Annotated in this window: 24 protein-coding genes; 3 read left to right on the top strand and 21 right to left on the bottom strand. The window is 63.9% G+C overall.

Going from position 1 to position 26890, the window contains the following annotated elements; all coding sequences use genetic code 11:
• Position 1: 1 nt before the first annotated feature.
• From guaD to EV688_RS00190, 19 genes are all read right to left on the bottom strand, one after another.
• Positions 2 to 1336 carry a guanine deaminase gene (gene guaD, locus EV688_RS00280; protein ID WP_117316245.1) on the bottom strand — a complete coding sequence of 445 codons (1335 nt, stop codon included), beginning with the start codon at positions 1334 to 1336 and terminating at the stop codon, positions 2 to 4.
• The gene (locus EV688_RS00275) at positions 1336 to 1890 is read right to left on the bottom strand and encodes an ureidoglycolate lyase (RefSeq protein WP_117316243.1); all 555 of its coding nucleotides are present in this window, start codon (positions 1888 to 1890) and stop codon (positions 1336 to 1338) included. Before EV688_RS00275 ends, guaD begins: the two co-directional genes overlap by 1 nt.
• Positions 1890 to 2237, bottom strand: a complete 348-nt coding sequence (uraH, locus tag EV688_RS00270) for a hydroxyisourate hydrolase (protein ID WP_117316241.1) — start codon at positions 2235 to 2237, stop codon at positions 1890 to 1892. Before uraH ends, EV688_RS00275 begins: the two co-directional genes overlap by 1 nt.
• Entirely contained in the window at positions 2234 to 2734 is a 501-nt protein-coding gene (uraD, locus tag EV688_RS00265) for a 2-oxo-4-hydroxy-4-carboxy-5-ureidoimidazoline decarboxylase (RefSeq protein WP_117316239.1), read from the bottom strand. The genes uraH and uraD overlap by 4 nt, the downstream gene beginning before the upstream one ends.
• Positions 2731 to 3807, bottom strand: coding sequence for an allantoicase (gene alc, locus EV688_RS00260; protein WP_117316237.1), 1077 nt, complete (start codon positions 3805 to 3807; stop codon positions 2731 to 2733). The genes uraD and alc overlap by 4 nt, the downstream gene beginning before the upstream one ends.
• A complete protein-coding gene (gene xdhC / locus EV688_RS00255; RefSeq protein WP_117316235.1) occupies positions 3804 to 4655 on the bottom strand; it encodes a xanthine dehydrogenase accessory protein XdhC in 852 nt (283 codons plus the stop codon). Before xdhC ends, alc begins: the two co-directional genes overlap by 4 nt.
• Complete coding sequence (gene xdhB / locus EV688_RS00250) at positions 4652 to 7003, bottom strand: xanthine dehydrogenase molybdopterin binding subunit (protein WP_117316233.1); 2352 nt, start codon at positions 7001 to 7003, stop codon at positions 4652 to 4654. Before xdhB ends, xdhC begins: the two co-directional genes overlap by 4 nt.
• On the bottom strand, positions 6996 to 8441 hold the full coding sequence (gene xdhA, locus EV688_RS00245) for a xanthine dehydrogenase small subunit (protein ID WP_117316231.1): 1446 nt from the start codon (positions 8439 to 8441) through the stop codon (positions 6996 to 6998). The genes xdhB and xdhA overlap by 8 nt, the downstream gene beginning before the upstream one ends.
• 3 nt (positions 8442 to 8444) lie before the next feature.
• Positions 8445 to 9065 (bottom strand): urease accessory protein UreG, encoded by a 621-nt coding sequence (ureG, locus tag EV688_RS00240; protein ID WP_117316229.1) that lies wholly within the window; start codon positions 9063 to 9065, stop codon positions 8445 to 8447.
• 29 nt (positions 9066 to 9094) lie between these two features.
• Positions 9095 to 9772: an urease accessory protein UreF gene (locus EV688_RS00235; protein ID WP_240624282.1), complete on the bottom strand. Its 678-nt coding sequence runs from the start codon at positions 9770 to 9772 to the stop codon at positions 9095 to 9097.
• Positions 9747 to 10280, bottom strand: a complete 534-nt coding sequence (gene ureE / locus EV688_RS00230; RefSeq protein WP_117316225.1) for an urease accessory protein UreE — start codon at positions 10278 to 10280, stop codon at positions 9747 to 9749. The genes EV688_RS00235 and ureE overlap by 26 nt, the downstream gene beginning before the upstream one ends.
• On the bottom strand, positions 10280 to 11980 hold the full coding sequence (ureC, locus tag EV688_RS00225) for an urease subunit alpha (RefSeq protein ID WP_117316223.1): 1701 nt from the start codon (positions 11978 to 11980) through the stop codon (positions 10280 to 10282). Before ureC ends, ureE begins: the two co-directional genes overlap by 1 nt.
• Entirely contained in the window at positions 11977 to 12285 is a 309-nt protein-coding gene (locus EV688_RS00220) for an urease subunit beta (protein WP_117316220.1), read from the bottom strand. Before EV688_RS00220 ends, ureC begins: the two co-directional genes overlap by 4 nt.
• Positions 12286 to 12307: 22 nt before the next feature.
• Positions 12308 to 12610 carry an urease subunit gamma gene (locus tag EV688_RS00215; RefSeq protein ID WP_117316219.1) on the bottom strand — a complete coding sequence of 101 codons (303 nt, stop codon included), beginning with the start codon at positions 12608 to 12610 and terminating at the stop codon, positions 12308 to 12310.
• A gap of 90 nt (positions 12611 to 12700) precedes the next feature.
• Positions 12701 to 13606: an urease accessory protein UreD gene (locus EV688_RS00210; protein ID WP_117316217.1), complete on the bottom strand. Its 906-nt coding sequence runs from the start codon at positions 13604 to 13606 to the stop codon at positions 12701 to 12703.
• A 26-nt stretch (positions 13607 to 13632) separates the two neighbouring features.
• Positions 13633 to 14232, bottom strand: a complete 600-nt coding sequence (locus EV688_RS00205) for an HD domain-containing protein (protein WP_117316215.1) — start codon at positions 14230 to 14232, stop codon at positions 13633 to 13635.
• Between the two features lie 98 nt (positions 14233 to 14330).
• On the bottom strand, positions 14331 to 15500 hold the full coding sequence (locus EV688_RS00200; protein ID WP_117316213.1) for an ABC transporter permease: 1170 nt from the start codon (positions 15498 to 15500) through the stop codon (positions 14331 to 14333).
• Positions 15497 to 16252: a heme ABC exporter ATP-binding protein CcmA gene (ccmA, locus tag EV688_RS00195; protein WP_117316211.1), complete on the bottom strand. Its 756-nt coding sequence runs from the start codon at positions 16250 to 16252 to the stop codon at positions 15497 to 15499. Before ccmA ends, EV688_RS00200 begins: the two co-directional genes overlap by 4 nt.
• Positions 16253 to 16261: 9 nt before the next feature.
• A complete protein-coding gene (locus EV688_RS00190; RefSeq protein ID WP_162883842.1) occupies positions 16262 to 17764 on the bottom strand; it encodes an alpha/beta hydrolase in 1503 nt (500 codons plus the stop codon).
• A 351-nt stretch (positions 17765 to 18115) separates the two neighbouring features.
• Here EV688_RS00190 and EV688_RS00185 point away from each other — a divergent pair, with 351 nt between their 5' ends.
• Positions 18116 to 19873 (top strand): autotransporter assembly complex protein TamA, encoded by a 1758-nt coding sequence (locus EV688_RS00185; protein ID WP_117316207.1) that lies wholly within the window; start codon positions 18116 to 18118, stop codon positions 19871 to 19873.
• On the top strand, positions 19870 to 23670 hold the full coding sequence (locus EV688_RS00180) for a translocation/assembly module TamB domain-containing protein (protein WP_117316205.1): 3801 nt from the start codon (positions 19870 to 19872) through the stop codon (positions 23668 to 23670). Before EV688_RS00185 ends, EV688_RS00180 begins: the two co-directional genes overlap by 4 nt.
• Here EV688_RS00180 and EV688_RS00175 read toward each other — a convergent pair.
• Positions 23632 to 25221, bottom strand: a complete 1590-nt coding sequence (locus EV688_RS00175) for a bifunctional aminoglycoside phosphotransferase/ATP-binding protein (RefSeq protein WP_117316203.1) — start codon at positions 25219 to 25221, stop codon at positions 23632 to 23634. The two genes, EV688_RS00180 and EV688_RS00175, sit on opposite strands and share 39 nt — an antisense overlap.
• A 171-nt stretch (positions 25222 to 25392) precedes the next feature.
• On the opposite strand from EV688_RS00175, the gene EV688_RS00170 reads away from it, so the two are divergent.
• Complete coding sequence (locus EV688_RS00170) at positions 25393 to 25905, top strand: DUF427 domain-containing protein (protein WP_117316201.1); 513 nt, start codon at positions 25393 to 25395, stop codon at positions 25903 to 25905.
• A 51-nt stretch (positions 25906 to 25956) separates the two neighbouring features.
• On the opposite strand, the gene EV688_RS00165 is transcribed toward EV688_RS00170, so the two are convergent.
• Positions 25957 to 26844: a DMT family transporter gene (locus EV688_RS00165; protein WP_117316199.1), complete on the bottom strand. Its 888-nt coding sequence runs from the start codon at positions 26842 to 26844 to the stop codon at positions 25957 to 25959.
• Between the last annotated feature and the right edge of the window lie 46 nt (positions 26845 to 26890).

The following is a 26890-nucleotide window of genomic DNA, read 5'->3' as shown; positions in this document are numbered from 1 at the left end:
TTTATGCACTCTCCATCGAGTCGGGCCGGGTCGCTGGCGCGTCCCGGTGATGCACGCGGCGTCCCCCCGACCAGGTCTCGCGGATCGCCCGGTCGTCGCCGAGCGTGCTGAGCACGAACAGGGTTTCGGCAAGGTCGCGACAGTGCTGCAAACGAAACGCCAGAAGCGGCGTACAGGCCGTGTCGACGACAATGAAATCGGCTTCCTTGCCGGGCATGAAGTTACCCAGTGTGTCCTCGAGATCCAGCGTTCTCGCGCCGCCCAGCGTCGCCAGGTAGAACGCTTTGAGTGGCGACAGGCGCTCACCGCGAAGCTGCAGTACCTTGTAGGCCTCGTTGAGCGTCTGCAGCAGGGAAAAGCTGGTCCCGCCGCCGATATCGGTGCCCAGGCCAACGTGGATTCCGTGCTTTCGCGCACAGCGCAGGGAAAAAAGTCCGCTGCCGAGAAACAGGTTCGAAGTCGGGCAGAATGCAATGTTGCTGGCGCTGTCAGCCAGTCGCGTCCACTCCCCGTCCGTCAGGTGTATGCAGTGCGCAAAGACGCTGCGGCGCCCGAGCAGGCCCGCCGCGTCGTAAGCGCCGAGATAGTGCGGCGCCTCCGGGAACAGACGACCGACCCAGGCCACTTCATCCAGGTTTTCGGACATGTGCGTCTGCAGATACACCCCCGGATGCTCGCGCAGCAGCTGTCCCGCCAGCGCCAGCTGCTCGGGCGATGAGGTGGGGGCAAAGCGCGGCGTGACGGCGTAGCGCAGGCGTCCGCGTCCATGCCAGTCCTGAATCAGTCGCTTGCTGTCCCGGTAGGCACTCCCCGCGCTGTCGCGCACGGTGTCGGGGCAGTGCCTGTCCATCATTGCCTTGCCGGCGATCATGCGCAGCCCGCGCCGCTCGCAGGCCTGGAAAAACACCTCCACGGAGACGGCGTGGACGCTGCCGAACACCATTGCCGTGGTCGTGCCGTTGCGCAGCAGTTCGTCGAGGAAGCGCTCTGATACCGCGCCCGCGTAGGCGGCATCGGCAAACTTCGCCTCTGCGGGAAAGACGTATTTCTCCAGCCATTCCAGCAGCTGCTCGCCATGGGCGCCGACCATCTCCATCTGCGGCAGATGAATATGCGTATCGATAAAACCGGGAAGCAGCAGGGCATTGTCATGCCGGCGCACCGGGCAATCAGCGGGAAGCGATGCCAGCAGTGAGGATGCCGGGCCAACGCTGTGCACGCGATCGCCCTCTGTCACGAGCAGGCCATCCGGGTAATGCGCCCAGGCGTCTTCTGCCGGTGCCACATCTGGATCCTGCAGGAAGTGCAGCACAGCCCCTCTGTGTGCCTGCAGCATCAGCGGTGGCCGTCTGCGCTGCTGGCCACGAGCATGATCGGCTCAGGGAGCGCCATCTCGTCGCAGTTGCCATCGCCGATCCGGTCGACCACGATAAAATCGCCGCGACCGAGGGCCAGCAGGTGGTGATGCCAGGTGCCAACGTGATAGTTGATGCTTTGTCCCGGTGCAGCCAGGAAGGCACGCATTGCTGCCGCGTCGAAAGCGCCCGGGGGTGCGACCACGATGGCGAAGGCCACGTTGCCGGTGTTGATGAACGCCTGTGTGCCCAGCGGATGCCGCTCCATGCGTTGAAGGGCAAAGGGCAGTGCCACGGGCCGGGCGCGGAAAATACTGAAGCCGAGGCCCGTATCAGCGGAATTCATCTCGCCGTTACTTTGTCCGGCGGGAAAGCTGTGCGCGCGGGCAATATCGTCGTAGCGGTAGGTCAGTCCATCGTTGATCGGGTATTCGTGCGCGGCAGCAGCGGGTTCGATGACCGCGCCGAAGGGCGCGAATGCGGCGGCGGAGAGGGCTTGCAGGATCAGTGGTTCCGGAGTCCGATGGCCGCTCATCAGCTGCCTCGATAGGTACTGTAGCCGTAGGGCGAGAGCAGCAGAGGAATGTGATAATGCTCGCCGCCGGCGGGCAGATGGAACACCACATCAATCCGGGGATAGAAAACCTCCAGGTTCTGCGACGCGAGGTAGTCTGCGGTGTTGAAGCGCATGCGGTAGCTGCCAGCGGGCAGCTCAAGGCCGGCCTCACACAGTCCGCCGTCCACGCGTCCGTCGCGATTCGTGATGGCGTCTGCGACTGGTGTCCAGCTGCCGTCGCTCTCTTCCCGACAGAGTGACAGCGGCACCCCTTTAGCGGGCTGTCCAAGGGCGGTGTCGAGAACATGCGTGCTGATCTGGCTCATAGCAACTGTCCGATTCGTCTGTGGAATATTCTGCGCTGCTCCTCGGCGGCGATGGCAATTTCCTCGTGTCGCGAATGTGCCATGCGTGACTGCATCAGATGCAGCATTTCCTCGACGCTCCTGCCGCTGGCGCAGACGATGAAAATGAAACCGAAACGCCGGAAGTACTCGGCATTGCAGTGCGCCAGCTCGCGCAGGATCGCATCGTCTGCCCCGAGGACGCCAGCCTGCTCCTGTGCGGCGAGCGAGCGCGTTTCCGCGGATTTCCCGTGCAGGCTGTCCATGTCCCCGATCTGCGGATGTCCGGCGAAGGCTTCCAGGTAATCGTCGTCACCCAGGGTTGTCCAGACGCGGTCCGCGGCGTCGCGCAGCGCCTCCAGGTCGGCGTAGGGGCGCCCCTGCACCAGCGCTTCCACCCAGCGACGGCAGCTGCAGCAGCGGGCAAGTGCCTGCGATGCGGTCTCCGTGTCCGCCGCATTGAAGTCAGCGAGGGTCACGCGAGCGAAATCCAGTCCGGGAAACCGAGAATCCGCAGACGGCTGACGCCGCCATCCGGGAAAATATTCAGTCGCACATGCGTGAAGCGCTCGCTGCGGTCGTGCACCAGCTCGCGCAGAAACAGGTGCTCCCGGTCAGCAAACAGACGCCGGGCCGGCAGCAGGGTCTGCCACTCAAGATTGGCCGCCTCGATATCCTTCCGATCCGTGTTTATCGCCTCGAGCGTCATGTGATGGGGGAAGTTGCCCTTGAAGTGGGCGGTGTCGACGACGACTTTGTGGATGGTCCCCGCGACGCCAAGCTGCACAATGGCCCAGTCGTGGCCATCGTCGCGCCGTCTCCGGGTTTCCCAGCCATCACCCATGTTGACGCCGCGCCCTGGCATGAGCAGATTGTCCGGAGAACTGTAGAACCGGTTGCTGACGGCAACGCCGCGTCCCCCGTGCTGTGCGGCGGACAGGTCAATCAGTTCGCCGTCGATGAAGTGGTCGCGCCGCAGCAAGGGTCTACCCCAGGCCCGCAGGCGGGCGACGCCACCATCGGGGAAAATGCGCAGGCGCACATGCGTGAACGGCTGCGGTCGGTCGGTTGCCGTCTCGATGGCAAACAGGTTGCGGCTGTGAGCCTGCAACTGGCTTTTCGGCAGCAGCTCCAGCCAGTCGGCGTCGTTGTCTGGCTCATCCTCGGTAAACAGGGCATCAAGGGCGGCGGCCTCCGGCGCATTGCCGCGAAAGTGGTGGGTGTCGATGTCCACAGCGTTCAGGCTGCCCGGTGCGCCAAGGCGTAGAATGCACCAGTCGTAGTTGGCAGCGCCCGGCGGGCGTCGACCGAAAGACCGGCGGGATTCCCATCCATCCATCCACTGCCCGGTGGCGACAAAATGTCCCTCACGGAAAATGCCGCGACCGGGCTTGACCAGATTGCCGGCCTCTGCAAACCATTCGTCGCTGCAGGCCAGGGCGCGTGCACCGAGGCGCTCGTCGAGGAGATTGAGGTGGGATTCGGCAATGGCCCTGGCTCTGGGGTCGCCGGCGTAGGCGGCGTCAGTGTTGTCTGGTGCTGAAGTTGTCATGGTGCCTCACCTTGCGGGGTCAGGACCGATGGCACGGCTGCGTCGTCGGACCTGGCCCCGGCATGATACGCCGCAATCACTTGGCCGGCGATCGATACGGCCACCTCCATCGGATATTTGCCGGGTACCTCGCGCAGCCCGACCGGGCAGTGGATCTGCGCAGTCTGGCTCTCAGTATAGCCGCGATGGGCCAGGCGCAGCTGAAAGCGACGCCACTTGGTCCGGGAGCCGATCAGGCCGATATAGCCCGCATCAGAGCGGGCCAGTGCCCTTTCGGCAAGCGCATAGTCGAGGGGATGTTCGTGGGTCATGATGAGGTAAAACGTGCCTGCCGGGAGTCCCTCGAGGTCCTGCAACGGGCTGTCGCTGACGCAGACACGGATATTGGCGGCGACCTGTCCGGGAAATTCCGCTTGCCGGCTGTCAAACCAGTGCACGCGACAGGGCAGGCCGCCCAGGATGGTGGCCAGCGCCCGGCCGACGTGTCCCGCGCCGAACAGTGCCACCTGGAGCTGGGTTCCGGCAAAGCACTCGAACAGCACCTGGGTGTGACCGCCGCAGCACTGGCCGAGTTTTGCCCCCAGCGGGAAATCCTCGATGCGCTGTGCATCGCTGCCGGCTGCCAGCATCTCGCCGGCGATGGCCATGGCACGGAATTCCAGGTTGCCGCCGCCAATGCTGCCCCAACTGGTATTGGCGGCGACGACCATCTTGGTGCCCGCTGCGCGCGGGGTGGAGCCACGGGTATCGAGCAGCGTCAGCAGCACATGGGGGGTGCCGGCCTGTTGCAGCGCAGCGCAGGCTTCCGTCCAATGGGTGTCGGTATGTGCGCGGCTGCCGGTGCTCATGCAATAAACTCCCGGGCACTGCGACAGGCGCCAAGCACGCGCTCCGGGGTGGCCGGGGCGTTGAGGGGCGGACTCATGCGGTAATCCGCCAGGCTGGCTGCGGCATCCCGAAGGGCACAGTACACCGAAATTGCCAGCATCAGCGGTGGTTCGCCCACGGCCTTGGAATGAAAGATAGTGGCCTCCGTATTGGGGCTGTCCGGCAGCAGTTCGACATTGAATACAGCGGGTGTGTCGCCAATGGCAGGAATCTTGTAGCTGGCGGGGCCGATCGTCATGAGCTTTCCCGCATCGTCCCACACCAGCTCCTCAGTGGTAAGCCAGCCCATGCCCTGAATGAAGCCGCCCTCGATCTGTCCGAGGTCCAGCGCCGGGTTGAGTGACTGGCCGACGTCGTGGCAGATGTCCACACGCGTCACGCGATACTCACCGGTGAGGGTGTCCACAAGCACCTCGCTGACGGCGGCCCCATTCGCGTAGTAAAAGAAGGGCCGGCCCCGGGCGCGGTCACGATCGTAGTGAATTTTTGGCGTCCGGTAGAAGCCCGTTGCCGACAGTGAAACGCGCTGCCGGTAGGCCAGCTGCACCAGTTCGGTAAAGCTGAGGCGGTGATCGCCGATGCTCACCGTGTTGTTGCTGAACTGCACGTCGTCCTCCGCCACCGCGTAATGCTGTGCCGCCAGGGTGGTGAGGCGTTTCCTGATCGTGCGTGCGGCATTGCGTGCCGCCATGCCGTTCAGGTCCGACCCCGCCGAGGCGGCCGTGGGCGAGGTGTTCGGGACCTTGTCCGTGCGTGTTGCCGTGCATTGAATACGCGCCAGGTCGATCTGCAGTTCGCTGGCAACGATCTGCGCCACCTTGGTGTAGAGGCCCTGTCCCATCTCCGTACCGCCGTGGTTCAGCTGCACGCTGCCGTCGGTATAGACATGCACCAGCGCGCCGGCCTGATTCAGTGTCTGGACGGTAAAGGAGATGCCGAACTTTACCGGCGTCAGTGCCAGCCCTTTTCGCATTACCGGGCTGCTGCGGTTGTATACGGAAATCGCCTCGCGACGCGAGCGGTAGTCGGCATTTTTTTCCAGCCGGTCTATCAGTCCTGGCAGTATGTGTTGCTCGATGCGCTGGCCGTAGTGGGTCGTATCGAACCCCAGCTGGTCCCGGTAGAGGTTGCGCTTGCGCACATCCAGTGGGTCGGCGCCGAGATGGCGGGCGATATTGTCAAGAATGTGCTCGATCGCCAGCATGCCCTGGGGGCCGCCAAAGCCGCGGAAGGCCGTGTTGCTCACCGTATGCGTTTTCACGCGGTGGCCGACCACATGCGCCTGTGGCAGGCAGTAGGCGTTGTCGACGTGAAACATGGCGCGGTCGACAATCGCGTCGGACAGATCGGGAGACATGCCGCAGCCGCCGGCGAGGCTGATGTCCAGCCCCTGCAGCTCGCCGCTGTCGCCAAAGCCCACGCGGTATTGGCTGAGAAAGTGATGCCGCTTGCCGGTGGCGATGAAATCCTCGGCGCGCGCCAGGCGCAGTTTCACAGCGCGGCGGGTGTGATGGGCGAGCAGCGCGGCGAGGCAGGCCCACTGATTGGCGTGGGTTTCCTTGCCACCGAAGGCGCCGCCCATGCGCCGCGTATCGAAGGTGATACGGTTCATGGGTACGCCGAGAACGTCTGCCACGAGCTTCTGACCCTCCGTCGGGTGCTGCGTCGAGCTGTACACGAGCATGCCGCCATCCTCCTGCGGCACTGCCAGGGATACCTGGCCCTCGAGATACATCTGCTCCTGACCCCCGATACGGAACTCGCCGCGAAGGGTATGCGGTGCTGCCGCGATGGCCTGTGCCGCGTCGCCGCGCTGCTGCGTGTGGCTGGGGCGGACAAAGACCTGTGCTGCCAGGCCTTCCGCGATATCGAGAATGGCCGGCAGCGCTTCAATGTCTGCGCGGGCCAGGCGCGCGGCACGGCGCGCTGCCGCGTAGCTGGTGGCGGCGACAGCGAACAGCACCTGGCCATGGAACGAGACCTCCTCGCCAATGCCGACCAGCAGGGGATCGCCAGGGAACACCGGGCCGATATCCGCGTGCCCGGGAATATCCTCGCGGGTGACCACCCGGACGACGCCGGGTGCCGCGCGCACCGCATCGAGATCCAGGGACAGGAGTCGTCCGTGGGCGACATTGCTCAAACCGACGTAGGCATGCAGGGTGCTGGCGGGAGCGACCTGATCGTCGACGTAAGTGGCGGTGCCACTGACGTGCTTCTCTGCACTCTCGTGCGCTCGGGAAGTGCCGAGGGCGTCCCCAGTGATCGGGGCCTCGCCGGGGCCTTCGTGCCGCGGCAGCCTACGCATACCGGGTTACCCGCACGGGACCGATATCACTGTCCACTGTGTCGTAGAACAGCCGCTGCAGCAGCCCGGCGGCGGCTTCCAGCCGGTAGGCCGCGCTTGCCCGAAGGTCGTCGATGGGCTGGAAATCCTGCGCGAGGGCGCCGCCGGCCGCGATCGCCGTTTCCAGGGTCCAGGGCTGGCCCCTCAGGCTGCGTTCGCAGGCTGGTGCGCGCGCAGGAATGGCCGCCATGCCGCCGAAGGCAACCCGCGCCCGGGTGACAGTGCCATCGCGGATGCACAGATTGAACACGCCGCACAGCGCGGAGATATCGTCGTCAAGACGCTTGCTGATCTTGTAGGCGCGCAGCAGCTCCTCCTGTTCCGGGAGAGGAACGAGGATTCTCTCGATGCACTCGCCGGGCCGCAGGGCGGTCCGGCGGTAGTCCAGAAAGAACTCAGCGATGGGCAGTTCACGGCTGCCGCTGGAGGAGCGAAGCTGCAGGTGAGCCCCGGTGGCGAGCAGAAACGGGGGAATGTCGCCAATGGGCGAGGCCGTGCCGACGTTGCCGCCCAGGGTGCCCTGGTTGCGGATCTGGCGCGAGCCCAGGCGCGCCAGCAATTCCTCAAGATCTGGGAAGTGATGGCACAGCACTGGCTGTGCTTCGGCATAGGTGACCGCTGCGCCGATATGCAGGCAGCCGTCGGCCTCTTCCATGATTTTCAATTCCGCTACGTGGCCGGTATACACCAGCAGATCAAGCTGGCGCAGCTGCTGGGTGATCTCCAGCTGCAGGTCTGTGGCGCCGGCTACCAGGCGGGCCTCGGGCTGTGCCTGGAGAATGGACAGCAGCTCGTCCAGATTGCGGGGCGCAAGGTATTGCCTGCCCTCGCCGGCCAGATGGACATCCCGGGGATCGCTCGCGATCTGTTCCAGCACAGCGACGGTCCGGGCTTCGCCTCTTGAGAAGCTGTCCTCGCCGCGCGCGCGACAGGCGGCGACGGCGGCGTCAATGATGGGTCGATAACCGGTGCACCGGCACAGGTTGCCCCCCAGGGCGTCGATGACCGTATGCCGTGAAGGGGCTTCGTCGCCTTTCCACAGGGCAAACAATGACATGACAAAACCGGGGGTGCAGAAACCGCACTGTGACGCGTGCGCTTTTACCATGGCTTGCTGCACCGGGTGCAGGACACCGTTCTCTGCCAGGTCCTCCACGCTGATCAGCTGTCTGCCGTGCAGGTGGCCCACGGGGGTGATGCAGGTGTTGATGGCCTGGTACGCAAGTGCCCCCTCATCGACAGTCGCCGTCACGGCCGTGCAGGCGCCACAGTCGCCGGAGGCACAGCCCTCCTTGGTTCCGGTCTTGCCGGCGTCCTCGCGCAGGTAATCGAGCACGCTGCGATTGGGGTCGACGTCCGCAAGGGTGATGACGGTGGCGTTGTCGATAAAAGTGATCATCGCTCAGGTCGCTGTCGGTGCCAGCATGCCGTTGTGCTCGATGAAGCGGATGACGTCGGCCAGTCCCGTGCCGTCCTTCAGGTTGGTGAACACGAAGGGCTGCTCACCGCGCGTTCTGCGAGCATCGCGGTCCATGACCGAGAGGTCAGCCCCGACCAATGGCGCCAGATCGATCTTGTTGATGATGAGCAGGTCGGACTTGGTGATGCCGGGACCGCCCTTGCGCGGGATTTTGTCCCCCGCCGAGACATCAATGACGTAAAGGGTGAGATCCGAGAGCTCCGGGCTGAAGGTCGCCGCCAGGTTGTCACCGCCGCTCTCGATCAGCAGGAGTTCCAGCCCCGGTATCTCGCCCTGAAGCTGGGCCACGGCGGACAGGTTCATGGAGGCATCCTCGCGGATGGCGGTGTGCGGACAGCCGCCGGTTTCCACCCCGACAATGCGGTGCGCGTCCAGTGCATTGTGGCGCAGCAGAAACTCGGCATCTTCCCGCGTGTAGATATCGTTGGTGATCACCGCGAGGTTATAGCGATTCTTGAGCTGCTCGCACAGCAGGCGCACCAGTGCGGTCTTGCCCGAGCCTACGGGTCCGCCAATGCCAATACGTAATGCCGGTTTCTGCATGGGTTCATCTGCCTCTCGTTAACGCCGCGTCAGGAACGGAACAGACGCGCGTGTTGTTGTTCGTGGGCCGCGGAGGCCATGGCCAGTCCCGGCAGGCTGCCGCCCAGCTCGTCGTCGGCCAGCGCGGTTGCACGCATGCAGGCGAATGCGATCCCGGGCATCAGCGCAAGCAGGTGCTTCTGTGCCATCGTCTGCCCCAGAGGGATCAGCTTGGTCGCCGCGGTGACCTGGTTTTCCAGCCAGCTCCAGGCGTAGCCATGCAGCGTGTCGGCAGCGCTGATCTGCCAGTGGGCACAGGCGCGGGCAAACTGGCTGACGTAGCCGGGGCGGGAACGCAGCGGCATATCCGGCACGCCCAGGTCATTCAGCAGGCGGAACAGGGCGACCCCCATCTGTTCATCTTCCAGCAGCAGCTCACGGGTCTCACGGCTGGCGCGCAGCCAGTCGTTCCAGTGATCCAGCGCGGCGACATCACCCAGCTGCCAGGCGTCAAGGCAGCGCAGCAATACCGGTAGATCGCTTCGCGCCAGGCCCTCACTCAACAGGCCGGCCAGCCAGTCATCCAGAGCCTCCGGGGCAGACAGCCAGCCGGCCTCAATCGCGAACTCCAGACCCTGTGAATAGGCATATGCTCCCACCGGCAGTGCGGGGCTGATCAGATGCCACAGATGAAGCCGGGAGTCAGTGCTGGCCATGGCTGTGGTCATGCGCTGCGCCCGCGTGGCTATGCTCGTGGCGGCTGTCGTCTGAAGCGACATGACCGTGGCCCCCGTGCCCGTGATAGGCGCCATTTTCCGGATTGAAGGGCGCCTGCGTGTGCCGAACCTCGAGGCCGAGCCCGGCCAGCATGTCGTCCAGCACGCTGTCACGCTGGTAGCGCAGGCGTCCCTCGGCGATATCGAGGGGAACATGGCGGTTACCCAGGTGATAGGCCGCACGGCTGACCAGCAGCGCGTTGTCGCAGTGGATCTCGCTGATCTCTTCATCGGCCGCCTTGATTTGGATGTGCATGCCATCGCTGCAGAGCAGGCGGTCACCCTCAGCCAGGACGATCCCCCTTGGCAGAAACCAGCCGAGGTCGAGGCCGCAATCCGTGCGGGTGCGATAGCGACTCTTGCGGCGCTGGTCGAAGCTCAGGGTCAGCGTCGCCAGCGGTCCCGGCGCGGGCGCACCCGGCCGTGTCGGGCTCCGCAGCAGCTCGGTCGCTTCGAGCATCAAAAGAGGTGGTAGCGCTGTGCCAGCGGCAGGACGCTGGCGGGTTCACAGGTCAGCAACACGCCGTCGGCGCGCACCTCGTAGGTCTGCGGGTCAACCTCCATGTGCGGCTGGTAGTTGTTCAGCCGCATATCCGCCTTGCGAACGCTGCGGCATCCCTTCACGGCAACCAGGCGTCGCTGCAGGCCGAGCCTGTCGGCAATGCCCGCGTCAAGGGCGGCGCCGCTGACGAAGCTGACTGCGGTTTCCGTGCACGCGCGGCCGAAAGCACCGAACATGTAGCGGTAGTGTACCGGCTGTGGCGTGGGAATGGACGCGTTGGGGTCACCCATGGGCGCAGCCGCAATGGCGCCACCCTTGATGATGAGTGCCGGCTTGACGCCGAAGAAGGCCGGCGACCACAGGCAGAGATCCGCCAGCTTGCCCACTTCCACCGAACCGACCTCGTGGGCGATGCCGTGGGCCAGCGCCGGATTGATGGTGTACTTGGCGATGTAGCGCCGGGCGCGGAAATTGTCGGCATCGATGTCTTCGGCAAGCCGCCCGCGCTGCACCTTCATCTTGTGGGCCGTCTGCCAGGTGCGGCAGATCACTTCGCCGACGCGCCCCATGGCCTGGGAATCCGAGGCGATGATGGAGAAGGCTCCGAGATCGTGGAGGATATCCTCCGCGGCAATGGTTTCCTTGCGGATGCGCGAGTCGGCAAAGGCGACGTCCTCGGGAATGTCCGGGTCCAGGTGGTGGCAGACCATGAGCATGTCCAGGTGCTCGTCAACCGTGTTCACCGTATAGGGCCGGGTGGGATTGGTGGAAGATGGCAGCACGTTGTCGGCGCCACAGGCCTTGATGATATCCGGTGCGTGGCCGCCGCCGGCACCTTCGGTGTGATAGGTGTGAATGGTGCGACCGGCAATCGCCGCGAGTGTGTCCTCGACAAAGCCCGACTCGTTCAGCGTGTCGGTGTGAATCGCCACCTGGACATCGAACTGTTCGGCAACGTTCAATGCATTGTCTATGGCCGCCGGCGTCGTGCCCCAGTCCTCGTGCAGTTTCAGGCCGAGTGCACCGGCAATGATCTGCTCCTGCAGCGGCAGTGGCAGGCTCGCATTGCCCTTGCCCAGATAGCCGAGATTCATCGGGAAGGCTTCGGAGGCCTGCAGCATCTTGCCGATGTGCCAGGGACCGGGCGTGCAGGTGGTGGCGTTGGTGCCGGTGGCCGGCCCGGTGCCGCCGCCGAGCATGGTGGTAATGCCGCTCATCAGGGCTTCCTCGATCTGCTGCGGGCAAATGAAGTGAATATGAGCGTCGATGCCGCCGGCGGTGAGAATCCTGCCTTCACCGGCGATGATCTCGGTTCCAGCCCCGATAGCCAGGGTGACGCCCGGCTGCACGTCCGGGTTGCCGGCCTTGCCGATACCGCTGATACGGCCTTCCTTGATGGCAACGTCGGCCTTGACGATGCCCCAGTGATCGAGGATCAGCGCATTGGTAATCACTGTGTCCGGGACCTCGGCGCAGGGCAGCTGGCCTTGCCCCATGCCGTCGCGGATCACCTTGCCGCCGCCGAACTTCACCTCGTCGCCGTAGACAGTGTGGTCGTGTTCCACGCGGATCCACAGGTCTGTATCGCCCAGACGCAGCCGGTCTCCGGTGGTCGGGCCGTACATGCCGGCATAGGCGCGGCGATCAATGCGACTCATGACAGCGCTCCCATGACGGCCCCGCGAAAGCCATAGACCTTACGGTCACCGGCGTAGGCGACGAGCGTGACATCCCGTGTCTGCCCCGGCTCAAAGCGGATCGCGCTGCCGGCGGGCACGTCGAGGCGAAAACCCAGTGCCGCTTCACGATCGAAGGTCAGTGCCGGGTTCGCTTCGGCGAAGTGATAGTGCGAGCCCACCTGCACCGGACGGTCGCCGGTGTTGCCGACGGCCAGCGTCAGGGTCCTGCGGCCGGCGTTCAGTTCGATCTCGCCAGGCAGTATGTCCATCTCTCCAGGAATCATCGGCGGCGGCCCCCCATGGGCGTCAGACAATCGGATCGTGCACGGTCACCAGCTTGGTGCCATCGGGAAACGTGGCTTCTACCTGCACTTCGCGGATCATTTCCGGCACGCCCTCCATGACATCGTCCCGCCCCAGAATGGTGCGTCCTGCACTCATCAGCTCCGCGACGGACTGGCCGTCCCGTGCCCCTTCCATGATAGCTGCACTGATCAGCGCCTGTGCCTCCGGATAATTCAGCTTCAGGCCGCGCGCCCTGCGCCGCTCTGCCAACAAAGCCGCGGTAAACAGCAGCAGCTTGTCCTTGTCTCGCGGTGTCAGTTCCATACCGGTATCCGTTGTCGGTGTTCATTATCCGTTTTGCGGCCGTTCCCGCGGCCTTGCAGTAACTGTGCCAGCCCTGCGCGCGCAGGTGGTTCAGGTCTCCCATATGCGCGGCTGCACGGCTGACTTGTCGAGCAGGGTGGGGCGCAGTCCTGCCCACATCGCCGCCAGCCCCAGGCGTGCCCGGTTGGCGGATGGCCCCAGGTAGCGGCCAATCAGGAGGTCATCCTTCTGGGTCAGGCTGAAGCGGTGGGGCAGGCCGTGGCAGGCCTGCACCTCGGCGAGCAGCGCTTCGCGCGCATCCCGCGGCAGACTGACGTTGGCGATCAGTGTGCCAAGGGTGTCAGCGCCAGCCATGCCCCAGGGCGCCTGCAGCAGGCGTGCGCCGGCGTGCAGCCGGTTGCGCTCCACGAACCAGGGTCGGCCGTTGCGGGTGATTTCCAGCCGCTGCTCGCAGCGCCCGGCAAGAAAGGGTTGATCGCCCACCGCCCGACCGAGGGCGACGATATCCCAGAGACAGAAACGCGCGTTCTCTGCCACCTCAACCCGGGTCGTGATGGCGGCGTTGGCACCGGTAAAGACCAGCGACTCCTGGGGCAGCCATTCCAGTACGGCATCAGGGGCGATCCGCAGTGACACGGTCTGAAGCTGGGACTGACGACTTCTGCCCACGCTGTAGAACTTGCCTGCTGACGGCGTCGTGATAAGCCCTCGGGCGCTGGGTGCTGCATCGACGTTGATCGTCAGGGCGTCCCCTAACACCATACCGCCGGGCGGGTGCAGAAGATAAACATGCGCCGTGCCATCGCTTTCCGGGTAGAAGGCTCGCTGCACGCGCAGGGGGCCACTGTGCTGGCAGCGCGCGACCACGGTCCTCGCCCGGGTAGCCGCGAGCTCAATATCCATCTGTGCGCGCCAGTGTCGGAGGACACTGCCAATGCCCGGTGCGGCTTCCGCCGACGGGTGCGCTCCGGGAACGGCCGCCCGACCGGTGAACATTGCGCTAATGGCCCAGCACTGCCGCGCTAGGCCGCTGGCTCTTCGGTGACCGAGCGGTACAGCGATTTGCGTGGCGTTGCGAGAACCCGCCTCAGTGCCGGTTCAAAGAAGGCAAGGGAGTAGGTCTCTGCGTCGGGGTCAAACGCCGGTGCGTCATAGCGCTCGATAAACTCGCGGGTGCGTGCGTAATGGGGATGCCCCTCGAACTGTCTGTGCATGTCGCGGTCCATGCCCAGGTGGTGAAAAAAGTAGTAACCCTGAAAGATCGCGTGATGCTTCACCATCCAGTGATTCTCGTCGGAAACGAAGGGCTCAAGCAGTACTGCAGCAACGTCGGCATGATTGTAGGTGCCCAGCGTATCGCCGATGTCGTGCAGCAGTGCACAGACGACGTACTCCTCATCGCGTCCATCCTTGTGGGCCAGGGTGGCGGTTTGCAGGCAGTGCGTCAGACGGTCAACGGGAAAGCCACCGCAGTCACCCTCAAGTAGCCGGAGGTGATCCATGATCCGGTCGGGCAGGGTGCTGGCAAACTGCGCGAATTCACCGGCGATAATCGACCAGTCTCCGGCGGTGCCATCTTTCATGTGGTGGAATGTCGCGCGCTTGCTGGTGTCGGTGGTCATGTGCGTCTCCGCCGGTCGCTGTGATGCCAATAAGGTAGAAGATTTTGCGGCGCATGCAAAGGGGCCAGGTGCAGGCTACCGACACGCGTGGCAGCCGGTCACGCCAGTATTCGCTCCCGTTGATAGAGGTGAACCGCCAGGCCGAGGAGCATGGCCGCAAACGCGATGGACCCCGCGGCTGATGCGGCGATGTAGTGCAGGGGCACGCCCTTGCCGAAGACCGTCAATTCCATGATCTGGAACTGGCTTAGCAGTGGGACGAGCATACTGAAAGTGCCGAGAGGCACGGACAGGAACTGCAGCGCAAAGAACGGAACGACGGGCAGCAGCATGGCAAAACTGAGGTGCGTCTGAGCCTCCTTGGTGTTGCGGGTAAATGCGGCGATCGCCATCATGAAGGCACTGATCAGCATCGCGGTGGGAATGTTGGAGACCAGGGCGATGCCAAAGGTTTGCAGGCCAAAGTCGAGATTCCGGTCCAGCAGGTCGACCGGCAGCAGGCTGAGCAGGACAAAGGTGGAAACCAGTGGCAGCAGCATCGCCAGTCCCACAAAGCCCAGGATGGCGCAGTACTTGCCCAGCACAATCTGGTAGCGCGAGAGCGGCAGACTGAGCAGTGGCTCCAGCGACTGGCGCTCACGCTCGCCGGCAGTGATGTCCACCGCCAGATAGTAACCCCCCATGAGCATGGAGAACATCAGCAGAAACGGCACCAGGTAGGCAATGAACAGCAGGCCGCGTGGTTTGTCGGACTGGTCGCGTTCGCTGATTGCTAGCGGGTCGAAGATACGACTGTCGATGCCCCGGCTACCGAAACGCAGGCTCCTGATCTGGCTGGCGTACTGCTCCAGCACCGCGCGTAGCTGGCGGCGCCGATTGCCGGACTCGTCTTCGCTGCTGGCGTGATAGATCACCAGAGATGCCGGTTCGCCATTGGCAAAGTTGTCGGCATACGTCGGGGCAATCGACAGTACCACGGGCAGTTCTCCGCTCACCAGTTGCTCGCGGTAGTCTGCCGGGGCCTCGACGGCGTCCAGGTTGTGCCGATGCAGGAACTGCAGCAGATTCGGTGCATGGTCTCCGCCTTCAACGGCAATCTGTGTCGGTGCTTCGAAATCGATCGTGTGTCGATCAATGTTGTAAAGCATCGGCCCGACCATCATCAGGGGCAGGAGGAAGGGACCATAGAGCAGCGCAAAGAACAGCGAGCGCCGGTCACGCAGATTGTCGCGGACTTCCTTCCGGATGAGGGTCCAGACCGCGCTCATGCCCGGGCATCCGGAGTCTCGCCAATGGCAACGACATAGGCATCCTCGAGATCATTGCAGGCGGTGGCATCGAGAATGTCGGGGATACTCCCCGAGGCCACGATGCGGCCGTCGCTGATAACGGCAACGCGATCACTCAGGCGCTCGATCTCCTGCATGATGTGGCTGGAGATCAGCACACAGTGACCGCGCTCGCGCAATTGCCGCAGGAGCGCGCGCAGGCCGCGAGTGGCCATGACGTCAAGGCCGTTGGTCGGCTCATCAAGTATCAGGGTGCGCGGGTTGTGGATGAGCGCCCGCGCCAGCGCAACGCGGGTACGCTGACCCTGGGAAAATCCCTCCGTGCGCCGGTCGCCAAAGGCCTGCATGCCCATTAGCTCGATCAGTTCCTCGGCACGCGTTTCGCTGTCGCGCCGGGTCATGCCGCAGAGTTCGGCGTAGTAGACCAGGTTTTCCCGGGAGGTCAGACGTGGATAGACGCCGGCATTGTGCGGCAGATAACCGATCTGCCGCCTGACGGACACCGGGTCAGCCGCAACATCGTAGCCGTCGACGACGGCGCTCCCGCTGTCGGGCTGCAGCAGGCTGGCAAGAATACGCAGTGTGGTGGATTTGCCGGCGCCGTTGGGACCGAGCAGGCCGGTGATCTCACCGTCACGGGCATGGAAACTGACATCCGTGATGGCGCTGATCCATTCCCGGCGCGTGCCCTGTTTGCGGAAAGCCTTGGAGAGTTGGGTCGCTTCAATCATGGCGGGGCATCAGGGTGTGGGTCCGTTGGCGTTGATGAACAGCGGGGCAGGCTGCAGACGATCAAGGCAGTCCACCGCGGGTTCTGCACTGCCATCACTGCTGATGAATTGCGCGACGAGGCGGGGCAGGCAGCCCCGGGGGCTGACAAAATGCCCCTGGCCGGGTGCCACGAGGTGTCGGCCACGCGGCAGGTGGGCGAGGACGGCCTCCGCGTAGGCCGGCGGCGTAATGGGGTCGGCTTCGCCGCTGAGCAACAGCACGGGTACGTCTGCGGTTACCGGGGTACGAAAACCCGCGTCCGTGACTCCGGCCGGCCACTCCTCGCAGGTAACCTCCAGCGCGCGGACCACGAGGTCGCCCATGTAGGTTTTGCTGAGTGCCTCAAGCTTTGGCCCGTCGAGTGCGAAGAAAGGAGCGTCTTCGGTGCAGACCACCGAGTTGTGCATGCCAACCGCGAGGGTGCCTGTCATTTGTTTCACAATGGCGTCCGCCGTTCGTGCCAGTGCCGTGAAATTGTCCAGCGCATACGCTTGATACAGCATAGGTGGCAGTATCGACAGCTGCTCGGACTGGTAGAGTGACAGCCTGAGGACACCTACCAGGTGCGCACGGGAAAAGTGCATGTCGTCGAGCCCGCCCGTGCGAGGGTTCTCGTAACGCAGGTGCCGGGGTGCATCCTCAAGGTCCGCCAGCAGCGATTCCAGACCCTGTGCAAGATTCGGAAAGGCATCGCTGCAGGCAGTGTCCGTTTCGCAGCGATCAAGGAAGGCATCCAGTGCCTGCTGGCTTCGCAGCGCGATATCAGGCCCCAGGGCCTCGGTTGCAGGCACCACGGAATCCAGTACCGCGGTACGAATGACCCGGGGATGCCGGCGAAGATAATGCTGGGCCACGCGAGTGCCATAGGACACGCCGAACAGGTGCCACCGCGGAACACCGAGCGCTTCGCGCACGCGCTCGAGATCGCGGATGGCAATACTGGTGGTATACAGCGTGGGATCGCCGTCAAACTGTGCCAGGCATTCCCGGGTGGCACGGCGAATCTGGCCCATGTCGGACTCGACCTGCAGTAGCGCCTCATCATCCAGGTCGCAGTGCTGAGGGTTCGAGCCACCGGTCCCGCGCTGGTCGACCAGGTAGAAGTCCCGGTCCCTGGCGACATCCGGGAACAGGTGGTCGAGGTGGAGAAAGGCCTCGCTCGCCGCCTGGCCAGGCCCCCCTGCGATTGCCAGCAGCGGTGTGCCGGCACCGGTGCTGTTGCGAGCGGCGAGGCGCACGACGCGAAGCGACAGGCGCGTGCCATCGGGGTTGGCGTAATCCTCCGGAACGGCCATCCGGGCGCACTGCACGGCGCGGCTGCGCTCCGCGTTGCTGATATGGCACTCGCGAAATGTTAGCTCGCCCACACTTGCCATAATGTCGCTCGGGTCGTTGGCTTCTGCGGTCTCTGCAGTCAGCAGACACGCCAGCCCGAAGGCGCCGACCATCACAGTGAGGAGGTGGGAGTTCATGTCAGCAACGCGGGCCCCGGCGGCATCGGATGGAGGATCCGTGAGACTAGGGCTCGGGCCCATGGAATTCAATCATCAAATGGCGCCGGCCACGGTGGCGGGTGCGTTCGTTCAGCGAGACAGTTAGACTACCGGATATCAGGATGCCGTCAGATCAGAGGAAACGGTGCGTCGAAGTGCCACTTTCTCCGTAGTCTGGTGTCAAACCACACCAAACTCCCAAAGGTGACAAGATATGCGTTATCTGTCTCCGGCAACATCGGATGACATGGTGCGGCGAGTGTGAATTGTCGCTGTGCGCTACCGCGCGGGATATCCCCGCGTGGAAAAACGTCTGTTGAATTTCCCGTCATGCCGCGTCTGGCTCTCGCCGTGCTGCTTCTTCTGGCAGGCATTGTCTGCCCTGTCACGGCCGCCGATGTGCCATTGACTGTCAGGGTCTCCGGCGTCAGCGGTGAGCTTCGCAGCAACGTCGAGGCTCACCTTGGGATACTCGCGGCAAGCGACCGCCGTTCCGGCGGCCCGGCTGCGCTCACGGAAAAGGCCATTCGTCGCCTGCACAAGGCAGCTGGCGAGGAAATCGAGGCAGCGCTCAAGCCCTATGGGTTCTACTCGCCGGAGATCAGTGGGTCCCTGGTGGAAGACGGGAAGGGTTGGCGGGCAAGCTACAGCATCGATCCGGGTGCGGAAACGCGCCTGCGCGAGGTTGTCATCGCCATTGAAGGTGAAGGCCAGAGCCAGCCCACGCTCCGTGCGAGGGTCGCCAAGACCTCTCTGGCGTCGGGTGCAAGACTGAATCACCCGGCCTATGAAACCCTGAAAAACTCGCTGCGCAACGACGCCTACGCCCTTGGCTACCTCGACAGCGGCTTCCGTCGAAGTTCCATCAGGGTCTATCCCGATCAGCAGGTCGCGGATCTGGCGCTGGTGCTGGATACCGGTCCGCGCTTCTACTTTGGGGAAATCACGGTAGAGCAGGATATCCTGTCGTCGGCGTTCATCGACAAGTTCGTGTCGATCCGTGCCGGGGAGCCGTTTGAGCCACGCCGGTTGACGAATCTCCAGCTCGCGCTCACGGACAGTCCCTACTTCAGTCAGGTCGAGGTCACCATTCAGCGCGATCAGGCACAGGATAACCGCGTGCCTGTCCGGGTGGCGACAACGGCCTCAAAATCACAGCGCTACGAAACCAGCGTTGGCTACGGCACCGACACCGGTCCGCGCGGCGGGGCGGGTGTCCTCTGGCGACGCATCAATCAGCACGGTCACCAGTTCCGGACGGATTTCCGACTGTCGGCGATTCAGTCAACCCTGGCTTCCCAATACAAGATTCCTATCGGTGACGTCGGCGCGGAGTACCTCGATTTCACGGCGGATGCCGCGCAGCGCAGTCTCAACGATGTCGATGCCACCAGTTATGCCGTCGGCAGCAGCCTGAACCAGAACCGCTGGGGAGGTCGGCGACGGCTATCGCTCGCTCTCAGGCATGAAGTCTGGGCCTTTGGCAACAACCCTAACGAGGACGCGACGCTGCTGACTCCGGGGCTGGAATATTCGCGCATTGTCGCCGACGATCTGCTGTTCACCCGACAAGGATACAGCACCAAGTTTTCCGTCAGTGGCGCCATGGAAGAGGTACTGTCTGACACATCGTTTCTGCAGGCGAAAGTCAGCGGGCGATACATACGACCGCTGGGACCCAATGGCAGGTTGCTTGTGCGGGGAGAGTACGGGGCGACGATGACAGACGAATTCAACCGTCTGCCAGCCTCGCAGCGTTTCTTCAACGGCGGCGCACAGAACGTGCGGGGCTACGGGTTCGAGGAGCTGAGCCCGAGAGATGACCAGCGCAATCTCATTGGAGGGCGCTATCTCGGAACCGCGAGTGTCGAGGTGGACTATCTGGTTTATGGCAACATCGGACTGGCGCTTTTCGTTGATGCAGGTAATGCCTCCAACAGTGCGGATATCAACTGGAAGTCCGCTGCCGGCATTGGTCTGCGCTACAAGTCGCCGGTGGGCATGTTCCGGCTGGATTTTGCGCATCCCTTTGATGATCCCGATTCGTCGTTCGCCTTTCACATCAGCTTCGGGCCCGACCTGCAATGACGAAACGTCTGTTCGCCGCCATCGGCATCGGCCTTGCCGTCCTGCTTCTTGCGATCACGCTTCTGCTGGTGTGGCTGCTCGGAACACAGAGCGGTTCGCGGATGCTCTGGGGGGGGGGCTCGGGGGCGGTTGATGGACTTGCGGCCGAGTCGGTGAGCGGCAGCCTTGGGGGACCGCTGTCCCTTGGCGGGCTGCGCTTTGAGACCGACACGATGCTCATCACGATCGGTTCACTGCAGCTTGACTGGTCGCCCTCTGCACTGCTGCGCCGGGAAGTGCGTCTGGGAAAACTGCATGTTGAAGACATCGCCTACACGCAGCTGAAGCCGGCGCCGCCTGCACAAGCCGACGACAGTGAACCCTTTTCGCTACCGGAGCAGATTTCCCTGCCGGTCGCCGTCGAGTTGCGCAATATTGTGCTGCGATCGTTCGAATACCGCTCCGCGCCTGAGGCCGAGCCAGTGCGGGTGGATGAGGCGACGCTGGCCGCCAGTTTCCGCGGCAACGACCTTGCCATCGACCAGCTGTCGGCGCAGGGCCCCCTGTTTCGCGTCGACGCTGTCGCCAGCGTGCGCACCCGGGGTGATTATGCGTCAACCGCTGCTGTGGACTGGCATGCGTCGCTGCCCGGGCTCGCGCCGCTGGGTGGCAGCCTGTCTGTTGATGGCGATCTGTCGGCAATGCGTATACAGCAGACGCTGGATGGGCCCTACAACTCGACACAACAGATCCACATCAGCGACCTGCTGGGGGATGACAGGCGCCTTGATGCCCGGGTGGATCTCAACGACATCCGCTTGCAGGATATCGGTGACACACTCCCGCTGATGACCCTCGCGGGCACACTGCGCGCTGACGGCAGCGTTGCCGATCTGGATTATCAGGCAGATCTGACGGTGGACTCACAGGAGTTCGGTGACCTGGCGCTGGCCGCCCGTGGCGGCCTCAGCGACCAGGTGGTGGCGATCGATCAGTTTCTGCTCACCCGGGAGCCCGGTGCCGCGAGGCTGGAAATCGCGGGTCAGGCAAACCTTGCGGGGGCCACCCCCACGTTCGAGCTTGCCGGTGACTGGCGCGATCTGGCCTGGCCGCTGATCGGTGAGCCGCAGATCAGCAGCGGCAGGGGCCGCTTCACTGTCGATGGCAGCTTGGAAAATTATCGCGTGGATCTGAACACAGCGCTGTCCGTGCCCGGTCAGACGGACGGTCAGCTGACGCTGTCGGGAAGCGGCGATGACGAAGCCTTCGAGCTTGCCAGCCTGCAGCTGGCGCTGCTGGATGGATCGCTCTCAGGCCGCGGCAATGTCCGCTGGAGCCCCGAGATTCGTGGCGCCCTCACCCTCGACGGCGAGGGTCTCAACCCTGCGGTGCTGGCGCCGGATTTCCCCGGAAACCTACAGATTTCCCTGCGCGCTGCCGGCGGCGTCACGGATGGTGCGGCACAGGCGCAGATTGACACGCTGGCGCTCAGTGGCACCTTTCGCGAGCAGCCTCTGGATGTTCAGGTAAAGGGTGAGTTCCGGGATGCCCGGCTACGCCTCGATACGCTCACCGCCCGATCCGGGGATACCCGGGTCAATGCAGCGGGCCATGTGGGCGATAGTATGGATCTGGACTGGGATATCGACAGCCCCGATCTTGGCGATCTCCTGCCCGGTGCCTCTGGCTCACTCTCTGGCGCGGGACGTCTGGCCGGTAGCCTCCCGCTTCCGGTCGTGAGCGGCAGCCTGCAGGGCGATTCCATCACCTATGCGGCTTATCAGCTGTCGCGCCTGTCGCTCGAGCTGGATATCGACCTGCAGCGCGAGGCGCCTTCGCAGCTGCAGTTGACGCTAGACGAGGCCCGTCTGGGTGACGTCGACATCCGCCGGGCAAGCGTCAGCGGCACGGGAAACCGTGCGGATCATCAACTGGAACTGTCGCTCGACAGCTCTGCCGGGGCTGCGCAGCTTACTCTCGCCGGCGACCTGCGGGATGAAGCCTGGGTCGGTGAGCTGAGGGCGGGAGAGCTGCAGTATCCTGAACTCGCAGCATGGAACCTCGATAGCCCGCAGCCCATCCGCCTGAGCGCGGAGAGTCAGTCCCTGGAGCGGGGTTGCTGGCGCAGCGGTGATGCGATTCTGTGTCTGCAGGGACAGCGCGTTGCGGGAGATATCGACGCGGCGTTGAGTCTGGAGACTTTCACCCTTGACTACCTGAGCAGCATGATTCCTGACGCCTTCTCCCTGGCCGGCGTGCTCGATGCGCAGGCAAGCTTCGGTCAGGGCGCGGGCGCAAGCCCGGAAATCGGGATGACGCTTACGGCAAACGGCGTGGAGTTGCGCACCGGGGAAGCGGCAGAGCAGCCCGGAGAACTGCTGCTGGGTCTTGAGCCCGCAACCGTGAGCATGAACTATGCTGATAGCGGTTTGCTGGCTGAGGTCTCCCTGCCGTTCACGGGCGGCGGCGGTATCGATGCCAGTGCACAGGTGGGTGAGGGCAGTGATCCCCTGGCAGAGAGGCCGCTGATCGGAAAACTGTCACTGGCGCTGAATGACATCGGCTTTCTTCGCGTGCTGTCTTCGGAAATTGAGCAGGCAGCGGGTGCTCTCAGCGGAGACTTTGACCTTGGCGGCACGCTGGCAACACCTTCGCCCGCCGGTGAATTACGGCTGGCGGATGGACAGCTTGAGCTGGCTGGCCCGGGCCTGAACATCAGTGATATCGGCGTTCGGGTAAGCAGCAGTGGAGGTTCGGAACTCGACTTCGATGGCCGCGCCACCTCCGGCGAGGGAACGCTGCAGCTGGGCGGTTCCGCGCAGCTGGACGGGGCCCGGACCCGGGCTGATATCGATATCAGTGGAGAGCGCTTCGAAGTCGTGAACACCGTGGATGCCCGCGTTTTCGTGTCGCCTGACCTTCGGGTCTCCGTGCGCGAGAGCGGCATCGTTATTAATGGCGATGTCGTCGTGCCACGTGCGGAAATCACGCCGAAGGAGTTGCCCGCGTCCGTCGTCACTGCCTCGAGCGATGAGGTGGTTGTGACAGATGACCGCGAGGAGGGCGCCGCCGCAGCCGCTCCGAGGGAGCTCGAAGCGCGTATTCGCATCGTTCTGGGTGACGCGGTCTCCATCGACGGCTTCGGCCTGAAGGCTCGCCTTGCCGGCGGCGTCACGGTGACCCAGGCGCCGGGCCAGCCGACGCTGGGTAGCGGCGAAGTGAACATTCTGGATGGCGAATATCGCGCGTACGGTCAGGGTCTGGTGATCGATACCGGCAAGATCCTGTTTGCCGGCGGACCGATTGCCGAGCCCGGCATCAATGTCCGTGCACTGCGTCGCCCCGCAGAGGGGATTGTCGTGGGCGTGAGTGCGCGCGGTCCGCTGCAGAATCCCGATTTCAGTGTGTTCTCTGAACCTGGCATGACCCAGTCAGAGCAGCTGTCCTGGCTGGTCCTCGGGCGTCCGCTCGCAGGGGCCTCGGAGGGCGAGAGCGACATGATCACCCAGGCCGCCCTGGCACTGGGGCTGAGGGGCGGAAATTTCCTCGCCGATCGCTTCGGCGGCGCACTCGGCGTGGACAGCGTTGGCATTGAGACCGGCTCTGGCGAGGCGGGCGCTGCGAGCGACGTGAACCAGGCGGCGTTCGTGATTGGCAAATACCTGTCGCCGGACCTGTTTGTCAGCTACGGTATCGGTCTGTTCGATTCGGTATCCACGGTCAGACTCGAATACACCCTGAGTGAGCACTGGAAGGTGTCCACAGAATCTTCCACGATCTCAAGTGGCGGCGATGTGACTTACACCATCGAGCGTTAATTGCCGGATCCACCCGGCGGCGCGCGTCACGCTGTCGCCGCCGGTATCGTTGCCGGTGCTGATCAGCAATGCCTCAGACAGCTCCTGTGCACTGAGTGGCTCGGCAGTCTGCTGCTGATGCTCAAGGACGGCGAGCCCGGCCTCCGACGGATCCTTTCCCTCGGCCTCGCGGGCCAGGAGTCGTTGCTCCAGTTCCGCGCTGTCGGCATGGCAGTGCAGAATCCCGAAGGGAACACCGGCCTCTGTGGCCAGCTCTCTGAAGACCCCGCGTTGCCAGCGCCTGAGACAGGCCGCATCAATCAGACACGGCATTCCCGCATCAATCAGGGATAGCGCCAGGTCGGCGAGGTAACGGTAGGTGCGCGCGGTGGCCTCACTCGCGTACAGATCGCTGTCGATAGCGGAGTCACTGCGGTCGTTCTGGCTCACCCCGTGCAGGCGTTTCCGTTCTACATCCGAGCGCAGTCGCACCAGGCCGACACGCTCCACGAGCTGCCCGGCGAGCCACGATTTACCGCTTCCGGACAGGCCCATGGTGATAATGATCGCGGGTCGCTTCTGCCGGCTGATGTTGCTGGCGAGCTCGAGATAATGGCCCACGTCATCGAGCAGGGCATCAGGATCCGCGTCGGGGTCCTCCAGGCGCAGTGCGGTGACCTTGGCGCGCACCAGTGCGCGGTGAACCATGTACAGCGGCAGCAGCAGCAGGCCCCGGTAGTCGCCGGTTGCGGCCAGGTATTGATCGAGCAGCAGCCAGGCGAAACCGGCTTCACCTCGCCGGTGCAGGTCCATCACGGTGAAGGCGACGTCTGACATGGGATCGATCCAGCGCAATTCGCTGCTGAATTCCACGCAGTCAAACAGCGTCACCTCCCCGTTGATCAACGCGACATTGCCAAGGTGCGCATCCCCGTGACACTCGCGAATGAATCCGCTGCGGTGTCGCTCCATCATGAAGGATGTGAGTCTCGCGACTTCAGCCTCCGTCCACGCCTGTAGCGCGGCCAGCCCGGCAGCCACCGGCGCGTCCTTGAGTGTGTCAGCCAGGTCGCTGAAATTGTCGCGGATGGGCTCGACAGTGGCGCGGACGGTGCCGAAGTCACTGTCCGGTTCTGCGATGTCGGCAATGCGATGCAGGTCGGCCAGTCTGTTGCCGAGGCCGATAATGTGCTCACGCTGCAGCCGCTGCTGAAAAAGCAGACGATCAAAGCCTGCATCGGCGTCGAAGCGACGCATTTTCACGGCATACTCGATGATATCGCCGGGTCCCTCGAAAGCCGGATTGTCTGCCGTGCCGCGAATCGCGACCACGTCCAGATACAGGTCAGGTGCGGTGCGCCGGTTAAGGCGAACTTCCTCCTCGCAGAAAAACCGGCGCTTTTCGAGGGTGGAGAAATCGAGGAAACCCAGATCGAGCGGCTTCTTCAGCTTGTAAACCCGGTCGCCGGCAAGCAGCACCCAGGAAATATGGGTTTCCACCAGCTCAACACGGTCGACCCCGTGCGGGTAGCGGTCAGGCCGGCGCAGAGCATCAATCAGCGGCGTTTGCATGGGCGGTTTCCTTCAGTTCTCGAAAACGGCAAGTCCGGAGGGATGCCCGGTGCGTCGACGTGACAGAATAACGCCGGGAACGCCCATGAGCGACCGGTGACCGGGAGGCGGGCCTGCGACGCTTTTTTCTGCAGGCTTGGCCCGCGCCGACTTTGGCGCTAATGTTACGACATGTGGAAACATACCGGACAGGAACGCCCCGACTTCGCCGACACCCCGGGACCAGGACAGGAATCCGTCTGGGATTATCCGCGTCCACCGGCCCTGGTCACCAGCGATGAGCTGGTGGACGCGAGCGTCAACTATATCCCTATCGCCAGCAGCCGCTCGGCGTTACGCGTGCTGGAAACAGCAAGTCCCCCGACGTACTACATTCCGGCGGCTGATGTCGACTGGCGACTGCTGGTCGCCACGGAGCACAGCAGTTTCTGCGAGTGGAAGGGCCGTGCAAGTTACTTTGCGCTGGCAAGCCAGCCGGGCGCCGGACCGGTGGCCTGGCAGTATGCGGATCCGAGTGAACGCTTTGCCGCATTGCATGAACACGTGTCGTTCTACCCCGCTAGAGTTGATTGCTTTGTCGACGGCGAGCGCGTGCGCCCACAGCCGGGGTCGTTTTACGGGGGCTGGATTACCGATCGTGTCGCGGGTCCGTTCAAGGGGGCACCCGGAACGGGTCACTGGTAGGACACGGCGCAGCTGAAATATCGCTGACGCCTGACAGTCACTGGCCAGCTTTCACTTGGTGAGGGTGCGTCGGCGTCTAAGCTGCAAAACACCAGTGGCGATCGCCGTGCCGACCAGGGTGACCACCATACCGGTCATGACCTGCAGGGTAATGGTCTCCTCCAGTAGCAGCACACCCCAGGCAAGCGCGCTGACAGGGACCAGCATGGTCACGGTGGATGTCGCAGTGGCCCCGGCGCTGGCGATCAGCCGGAAGTACAGCAGCAGTGCCGCGGCGGTACTCAGTGCCGCCAGACCCAGAGCGGAAGCCCAGGCAAGATGGCTGATTGGTGTTTGCGGCCAGAGCAGTACGCCGGGCACCACCAGCACCACGGCGGCCACCGCACAGGCACCGGCCGCGAGCACCGGGCTTGGCAGATGGGATAGGCGTGTTCGCGAGTAATTTCCGCCAATGCCGTAACTAACAGTGGCCGCCAGCGCCGCAACAATGAACCAGCCGTCACCGCCTGCGCTGAAATCCAGCCGTCCCGCCGACAGAACTGCCACACCGGCCAGTGCCAGGGTCAGCCCGATTACCTGCTGGCGCAGAATCGGTGTGGCGAAAAAAGCTGCACCGATCAACGCGGTGGCAATGGGCGTGGCAGCATTGATCAGGGACGTGAAGCCAGCATCCAGACGAACCGTCGCCAGCGCCAGAAGGGTGTAGGGAAGCGCGGTGGTGGTGATCCCCAGAATGACCAGCGGTCCCAGGTTTTCACGCATCAGGCGACAATGGGTGCGGTTCGCCAGCAGCGGCATCAGCAATAGCGCGCCGACCGACATGCGCAGGAGAATCAGGCTTACCGGGCCGAACTCCGGGACAGCGACACGCATGAAGATGAAGGAGAACCCCCAGAGCGAGGAAAGAAGCAGAAGGCGCAGGGTATCCGCGGATGACATGGTGAATCCTGGTGGCTGGTGAAGGTCGGCCTGGTGATCGGGGTTT

This window comes from Chromatocurvus halotolerans, from assembly GCF_004340525.1.
GTDB classification, from domain to species: domain Bacteria; phylum Pseudomonadota; class Gammaproteobacteria; order Pseudomonadales; family Halieaceae; genus Chromatocurvus; species Chromatocurvus halotolerans.
The sequence above is the reverse complement of the archived record's forward strand: the minus strand, read 5'-3'. Positions and strand labels throughout refer to the sequence as shown.

Bases quoted from the DNA above. Each gene is read 5' to 3' on its own strand.
- guaD (WP_117316245.1), bottom strand. From the start codon at position 1,336: ATGCTGCAGGCACACAGAGGGGCTGTGCTGCACTTCCTGCAGGATCCA.
- EV688_RS00275 (WP_117316243.1), bottom strand. From the start codon at position 1,890: ATGAGCGGCCATCGGACTCCGGAACCACTGATCCTGCAAGCCCTCTCC.
- uraH (WP_117316241.1), bottom strand. From the start codon at position 2,237: ATGAGCCAGATCAGCACGCATGTTCTCGACACCGCCCTTGGACAGCCC.
- alc (WP_117316237.1), bottom strand. From the start codon at position 3,807: ATGACAACTTCAGCACCAGACAACACTGACGCCGCCTACGCCGGCGAC.
- xdhC (WP_117316235.1), bottom strand. From the start codon at position 4,655: ATGAGCACCGGCAGCCGCGCACATACCGACACCCATTGGACGGAAGCC.
- xdhB (WP_117316233.1), bottom strand. From the start codon at position 7,003: ATGCGTAGGCTGCCGCGGCACGAAGGCCCCGGCGAGGCCCCGATCACT.
- xdhA (WP_117316231.1), bottom strand. From the start codon at position 8,441: ATGATCACTTTTATCGACAACGCCACCGTCATCACCCTTGCGGACGTC.
- ureG (WP_117316229.1), bottom strand. From the start codon at position 9,065: ATGCAGAAACCGGCATTACGTATTGGCATTGGCGGACCCGTAGGCTCG.
- EV688_RS00235 (WP_240624282.1), bottom strand. From the start codon at position 9,772: ATGACCACAGCCATGGCCAGCACTGACTCCCGGCTTCATCTGTGGCAT.
- ureE (WP_117316225.1), bottom strand. From the start codon at position 10,280: ATGCTCGAAGCGACCGAGCTGCTGCGGAGCCCGACACGGCCGGGTGCG.
- ureC (WP_117316223.1), bottom strand. From the start codon at position 11,980: ATGAGTCGCATTGATCGCCGCGCCTATGCCGGCATGTACGGCCCGACC.
- EV688_RS00220 (WP_117316220.1), bottom strand. From the start codon at position 12,285: ATGATTCCTGGAGAGATGGACATACTGCCTGGCGAGATCGAACTGAAC.
- EV688_RS00215 (WP_117316219.1), bottom strand. From the start codon at position 12,610: ATGGAACTGACACCGCGAGACAAGGACAAGCTGCTGCTGTTTACCGCG.
- EV688_RS00210 (WP_117316217.1), bottom strand. From the start codon at position 13,606: ATGTTCACCGGTCGGGCGGCCGTTCCCGGAGCGCACCCGTCGGCGGAA.
- EV688_RS00205 (WP_117316215.1), bottom strand. From the start codon at position 14,232: ATGACCACCGACACCAGCAAGCGCGCGACATTCCACCACATGAAAGAT.
- EV688_RS00200 (WP_117316213.1), bottom strand. From the start codon at position 15,500: ATGAGCGCGGTCTGGACCCTCATCCGGAAGGAAGTCCGCGACAATCTG.
- ccmA (WP_117316211.1), bottom strand. From the start codon at position 16,252: ATGATTGAAGCGACCCAACTCTCCAAGGCTTTCCGCAAACAGGGCACG.
- EV688_RS00190 (WP_162883842.1), bottom strand. From the start codon at position 17,764: ATGAACTCCCACCTCCTCACTGTGATGGTCGGCGCCTTCGGGCTGGCG.
- EV688_RS00185 (WP_117316207.1), top strand. From the start codon at position 18,116: ATGCCGCGTCTGGCTCTCGCCGTGCTGCTTCTTCTGGCAGGCATTGTC.
- EV688_RS00180 (WP_117316205.1), top strand. From the start codon at position 19,870: ATGACGAAACGTCTGTTCGCCGCCATCGGCATCGGCCTTGCCGTCCTG.
- EV688_RS00175 (WP_117316203.1), bottom strand. From the start codon at position 25,221: ATGCAAACGCCGCTGATTGATGCTCTGCGCCGGCCTGACCGCTACCCG.
- EV688_RS00170 (WP_117316201.1), top strand. From the start codon at position 25,393: ATGTGGAAACATACCGGACAGGAACGCCCCGACTTCGCCGACACCCCG.
- EV688_RS00165 (WP_117316199.1), bottom strand. From the start codon at position 26,844: ATGTCATCCGCGGATACCCTGCGCCTTCTGCTTCTTTCCTCGCTCTGG.